Source organism: Micromonospora sp. NPDC003776 (assembly GCF_053605645.1).
Map to the genome: position 1 here is coordinate 1 of NZ_JBSGJR010000467.1, position 5,728 is coordinate 5,728.

A 5,728-nucleotide genomic window follows, 5' to 3' on the forward strand; every position below is an offset into this window, starting at 1 on the left:
GCCGCGATGGTCGTCACCGGGGTGCCGATCGCGGCGCCGATCGGGCGGTGGGTGCGACCGCGCGTCGCTTCGAGCTGAGCTGCGAGGACGGTCAGACGCCCGCAGGCGGCATGTCGCGGACCAGGCCCGCCGTCCGGTCCAGATGCGTCGTCATGATCTTGATGGCGGCCTCGGTGTCGCGCGCCTCGATGGCGTCGACGAGAGCCGCGTGCTCGTCGGTCCCGCGCCGTCCCATGGCCGGCGCGACCAGCTGCGCCTGGCGCAGCGAGAGCAGCATCGGCCCGTGGAAGCTCTGCACGAGCGCCTCGATGGCCGGGTTGTGGGTGCACACGGAGACGCCGACGTGGAACGCCGCCGACAGGTTCATGGTGTAGGCGTTGCGGTCGAGCGCCTCCTGACCCTCCTCGACCATCCGACGCAGGCTGGCGATGTCTGCCTCGGTGGCGCGCTCGACGACGAACGGCAGGATGCCCACCTCGATGATGGTGCGAGCCTCGGTGATGTGCGCCGGTGTCAGCGAGGACAGGCTCATCAGGTCGGCCAGCCCCTCGCCGAGGCGCTCGCGGGTGGGGGAGGAGACGAAAGCGCCACCGCGCGCGCCGACCCGGATCTCGATGAGGCCGCTGGCCTCCAGGACTCGCAGCGCCTCGCGCACGGTGACCCGGCTGACGCCGAAGCGCTGGCAGAGGTCGCGCTCGCTGGGCAGGCGATCCCCGGTGGAGAGCTTGCCCTCGCGGACCAGGAGCTTGATCTGGTCGACGATGACCTGCGAGACCCGCTCGACGCTGACCGGCTTGAACAGGTCGGCACCAGTGTCGGTGGCGTCGGACATGGAGAGACCTCGAGACGTAGGAGGGGCTGACTGTTGGACTAACGGTCAAACGTATAGCAAGCAGGGCCATTGTGCTCCCGGTGACACGCGCCTCCAACAGAAGGGTCTGCTGCACCGGTAGGTGACACCTGAGATGGCTTGCCCTCTGGGACGGGCTGAAAGGACGTCGTTGTGCCCCGGCCTTACCCCAGAGAGTTCCGCGAGGACGTAGTGCGTGTCGCCCGCAACCGCGATGCGGAAGACCGTCGAGCAGATCGCGAAGGACTTCGGGGTGCCCCCGATGACGTTGTTCAAGTGGCTGCGTCAGGCCGATAGCGACGCTGGCGTCGAGCCCGAGGTGGCCGGCAGTGACTCGGCCGAGCTGCGCGAGGCCCGGAAGCGGATCAAGTTGTTGAAGCAGGAGAACGAGGTCCTGCGCCGGGCCGCTGCCTGCTTGTCGCAGGCGCACCTGCCGGGAAAAGGCCCTACCCGCTCGTGAGCGAGCTGGCCGCCGACGGTATCCCCGTGGCGGTGACGTGCCGGGTCTTGAAGATCGCTCGCCAGCCCTACTACCGGTGGCTGGCCCGACCAGTCACGACCGCCGAGGTGATGACGGCGTATCGGGGCCAACGCGTTGTTCGACGCCCACCGTGATGATCCGGAGTTCGGCTACCGGTTCCTGGTCGACGAGGCCCGCGCGGCCGGGCAGTCGATGGCCGATCGAACCGCGTGGCGGATCTGCTCGGGCAACGGCTGGTGGAGTGCGTTCGGCAAGAAGAAGGGCCGCGGCAAGGGCGGCAAGGTCGGCCCGCCGGTGCATGACGATCTCGTGCGCCGGGACTTCACCGCGCAGCGGCCAAACCCAGCTGTGGCTGGCCGACATCACTGAGCACCACATCGCCGAGGGAAAGCTCTACCTGTGCGCGATCAAGGACGTCTGGTCCAACCGGATCGTGGGCTACTCCATCGACTCGCGGATGAAGTCCCGACTGGCCGTCGCCGGCGCTGGACAACGCCGCCGCCAGGCGCGGTGACCTTGCCGGCTGCATTCTGCACACCGACCGCGGATCCCAAGGCATTCCGGTCCAGGAAGTTCGTCCGAGCCCTCGACCCCCACCACATGACCGGATCGATGGGGCGCGTCGGCGCCGCCGGCGACAACGCCGCTACGGAATCCTTCTTCGGCCTCCTGCAGAACAACGTCCTGAACCGACGAGCATGGGCCACCTGCGAGCAACTACGGATCGCGATCTTGACCTGGATCGAACGGACCTACCACCGCCGCAGACGACAGCGGTCGCTGTCTCGGTTGACCTCTGTTGAATTCGAGACCATCATGCACCCACCGGCCAGTCAGGCCGCGTGACTTTACCTGTCACCTGTCACCTGTGGGTGCAGAATCGCGGAGGGACGGCTGTCGTACCGTCCGCAACGCGGCGGGGCCGAGAAGAAAACCCTGCGTGACGGGCTTCCCCTCGCTGATGTGATGTGCTACACATTGTGGCTAATGGTCTGACCGTTATTCCAGTGAGAGTCGGGCCGCCGCCTTGAGGAGCTTCGAATGTCACCCGCCCTCGTCCTCCGGGACATGCTGCTGTGTGAGGCGATGTGAGCGTCGCCACCGCCACGCCGGAGCAGGCCCAGCGCGCCACCACTGACGCGGCGCCCGCCGGCTGGCGACGTCTCGTCCCCACCCCTAAGGTGCTGATCCTCGGTGTCGTCGCGCTGGTGGTCGCCTACCTGGCGATCGTGCCGCTGTGGTTCCTGATCCAGGGCACCTTCCTCGACCAGAACACGAGCGCGTTCACGTTGGACGGCTTCACGCGGGCGTACACCGATGACAAGGCCATCGAGATGATGCGGAACTCGATGTGGTTCGCCGTCGGGTCCGCTGTGCTCTCGTTGGTCGTCGGCACCGCGTTGGCGTTCCTGAACGTCCGCACCGACGTGCCGTTCAAGAGCCTCTTCTTCGCCGGCTCGATCGTGCCGCTCATCATCCCCGGCATCCTCTACAGCGTCGCGTGGATCTTCCTGGCCAGTCCCGACATCGGCCTGATCAACTACGTGCTGGAGCCGATCTTCGGCAAGGGCGTCCTCGACATCTACAGCGTCTGGGGCATGATCTGGGTCGAAGGTCTCCACCTCTCGCCGATCACCTTCCTCTTCATGGTGGCCGCGTTCCGCGCCCAGGACCCCTCGCTCGAGGAGTCGGCGCTGATGTCGGGCGCCTCCCGCTGGACGGTGATCCGCCGCATCACCGTGCCGCTGCTGCGCCCGGCCATCGCGGCGAGCGTCCTGATCATGACGGTCCGCGCCCTCGAGAGCTTCGAGGTCCCGGCGCTGCTCGGCCTGCAGAACGGCATCTACGTCTTCACCAGCAAGATCTACTTCATGCTGCGGACCTACCCGCAGGACTTCAACGGCGCCGGAGCGTTGGCGCTGGGCCTCTTCGCGATCGCCGCGCTGGGCATGCTCATGGAGCATCTGATGAGCAAGGGCGCCAAGGCCTATCAGACGGTGACCGGCAAGGGCTTCCGCCCGCGCCCGATCGAGCTGGGCAAGTGGCGCCCCCTGGCCGGCGCCGCCATCATCGGCTACTTCGTCCTCACGGTCATCCTGCCGCTGCTGCTGCTCGTCTACACCTCGCTGCTGCCCTACTACCAGAAGCCGTCGGCCAAGGCGTTCAAGTCGATGAGCCTGGACAACTACAACGCGCTGCTGCACATGTCCAAGGCCACGACCGCGCTGAAGAACTCGCTGCTCCTCGGGTTCGCCGCGGCGACCCTGGTCATGATCCTCATGGCCGTCGCCGCCTGGATCGTGGTCCGCTCCGGCATCCGTGGGCGCAAGCTCCTCGACCTGCTCTCCTTTGCGCCACTGGTCATCCCGGGCCTGGTCCTCGGTCTCTCCCTCCAGTTCGTCTACCTGCGGAGCCCGATCGCCATCTACGGCACCATCTGGATCCTGCTGGTCGCCTACTGCACCCGCTACCTGCCCTACGGCATGCGGTATGCCGTCACCTCCATGCAGCAGATCTCCGCCGAGCTGGAGGAGTCGGCCGCCGTGAGCGGGGCGACCTGGTGGCAAGTCTTCCGTCGCGTGCTGCTGCCCTTGCTGATGCCGGGCCTGCTCGCCGGCTGGATCTACATCTTCGTGGTGTCGTTCCGCGAGCTGTCGAGCTCCATCCTGCTCTACAGCTCGGGCAACGAGATCCTCTCGATCCTGATCTGGGAGCAGTTCGAGAACGGCAAGTTCACCGTCCTGGCCGCGCTCGGCGTGGTGATGATCGCCGTGCTCATGGTGCTCGTCTCCATCGCCTACAAGCTCGGGGCCAAGGTCGGCCTCCAACAGGACTGACCCCGCGAGACTTCGAAGAAAGAGATAAGGACCATCGCCATGCTGGAGATCAGCAACCTCATCAAGTCCTACCCTGGTGAGAAGGCCAAGAAGAGCGGCTCGCAGGGTGCCCGGGTCTTCGCCATCAACAACGTCAACCTGCAGGTGCAGCAGGGTGAGATGTTCACCCTGCTCGGCCCGTCGGGTTGTGGCAAGACCACCACACTGCGCTCGATCGCAGGGCTGGAGCACCCCGACTCCGGCCACATCTCGGTCAAGGGGCGGACCCTGTTCCAGGCCGGCAAGGGCGCCAGGACGGTGAACGTCGCCGCCAACCGCCGCGGCCTCGGGATGGTGTTCCAGTCCTACGCGATCTGGCCGCACATGAGCGTCTTCGACAACGTCGCCTTCCCGCTGCAGGTCAAGCCCCGGAGCGAGCGTCCGGGCAAGGCCGACATCGAGCAGCGCGTCCACCGGGTGCTCGAGGTCATGGAGCTGCGCCAGTACGCCGACCGCCCGGCCACCAAGCTCTCCGGTGGTCAGCAGCAGCGTCTCGCGCTGGCCCGCGCCCTCGTCATCGAGCCGGAGCTGCTCCTGCTCGACGAGCCGCTGTCCAACCTCGACGCCAAGCTGCGCGAGTCGCTGCGCTACGAGCTCAAGCGCCTCCAGCGCGAGCTCGGCATCACCTCCATCTACGTGACCCACGACCAGATCGAGGCGCTCTCGCTCTCCTCGAACATCGCCGTGATGCGTGCCGGCGAGGTCATGCAGCTGGGCAGGCCGCGCGACATCTACGAGAACCCGACCAGCAAGTTCGTGGCCGAGTTCATCGGCAGCTCGAACTTCATCCACGGTGACGTCGTCAACCGGACCGGTGACAACTACGTGGTCGACACCGCCGCAGGACAGCTCCACCTCGCCTCCAGCGCGGAGGTTCCCACGGGCACGGAGGTCTCCGTCTCCATCCGTCCGGAGACGGTCGACCTCACCACGCAGCGGCCGGCCGACCTGCAGAACGTCCTCGAGGGCACGGTCGGCACCCGTGCGTTCCTCGGTGACGCGGTCGACCACCTGGTCAACGTCGGCAAGCTCGAGATCCGGGTGCGGTCGCTGCCCAACCTCTCCATCGAGGCCGGCACCAAGGTGTTCGTCAAGCTGCCCGCCGACAAGCTCGCGCTCGTCCCGATCGGCTGATCAGGCGTTGTCGCGACGGCGACCCGCCGCCCGTGCTCCTGCTCGGCGGCGGGTCGCACTCGCTTGCGGTGCACGAGCCAACCGGACGCGGGTGAGGAGAGAGCGTCTCTAATTAGCTAAGCGATCCTGAGCCGGATTGAGTGTCCGGGATCGTTTCCCACCTGGGTGGGGTCGCGTGGGCGTGGAGGTGGAATCCTGCGCCGAGTGCGGCTCCTCGTGGCCGGTGGCCGGTGGTGGGTGTGCTGATCGTGTTCACGTCCTGGTGCCGGTGGGCTGCGCGGGGCAGTCTGGGCCGGTCCGTTGGTGCGTGTCCCTCCGGACGCTTGCCCGCCCGGCTGTGGGGCCGGGTGGGGGAGGGTGCCCTGCGTCGCCTGGGCGCGGGGCGTG

At 67.1% G+C, this 5,728-nt stretch carries 3 protein-coding genes and 1 pseudogene; 3 read left to right on the top strand and 1 reads right to left on the bottom strand.

Going from position 1 to position 5,728, the window contains the following annotated elements:
- Positions 1–91: 91 nt before the first annotated feature.
- The gene (locus ACWEVO_RS28330) at positions 92–832 is read right to left on the bottom strand and encodes a FadR/GntR family transcriptional regulator (RefSeq protein ID WP_452310540.1); all 741 of its coding nucleotides are present in this window, start codon (positions 830–832) and stop codon (positions 92–94) included.
- Positions 833–1,003: 171 nt separating this feature from the next.
- Between ACWEVO_RS28330 and ACWEVO_RS28335 the strand changes: the two are divergent.
- The 3 genes and pseudogenes from ACWEVO_RS28335 to ACWEVO_RS28345 all read left to right on the top strand — a co-directional run bounded on the left by ACWEVO_RS28335 (position 1,004) and on the right by ACWEVO_RS28345 (position 5,341).
- Positions 1,004–2,177, top strand: a pseudogene (locus ACWEVO_RS28335) (IS3 family transposase).
- A gap of 242 nt (positions 2,178–2,419) precedes the next feature.
- Positions 2,420–4,168 (top strand): ABC transporter permease, encoded by a 1,749-nt coding sequence (locus tag ACWEVO_RS28340; RefSeq protein ID WP_452310541.1) that lies wholly within the window; start codon positions 2,420–2,422, stop codon positions 4,166–4,168.
- Positions 4,169–4,207: 39 nt separating this feature from the next.
- Complete coding sequence (locus tag ACWEVO_RS28345; RefSeq protein WP_452310542.1) at positions 4,208–5,341, top strand: ABC transporter ATP-binding protein; 1,134 nt, start codon at positions 4,208–4,210, stop codon at positions 5,339–5,341.
- The last annotated feature ends 387 nt before the right edge of the window (positions 5,342–5,728 follow it).

Bases quoted from the DNA above. Each gene is read 5' to 3' on its own strand.
- ACWEVO_RS28330 (WP_452310540.1), bottom strand. From the start codon at position 832: ATGTCCGACGCCACCGACACTGGTGCCGACCTGTTCAAGCCGGTCAGC.
- ACWEVO_RS28345 (WP_452310542.1), top strand. From the start codon at position 4,208: ATGCTGGAGATCAGCAACCTCATCAAGTCCTACCCTGGTGAGAAGGCC.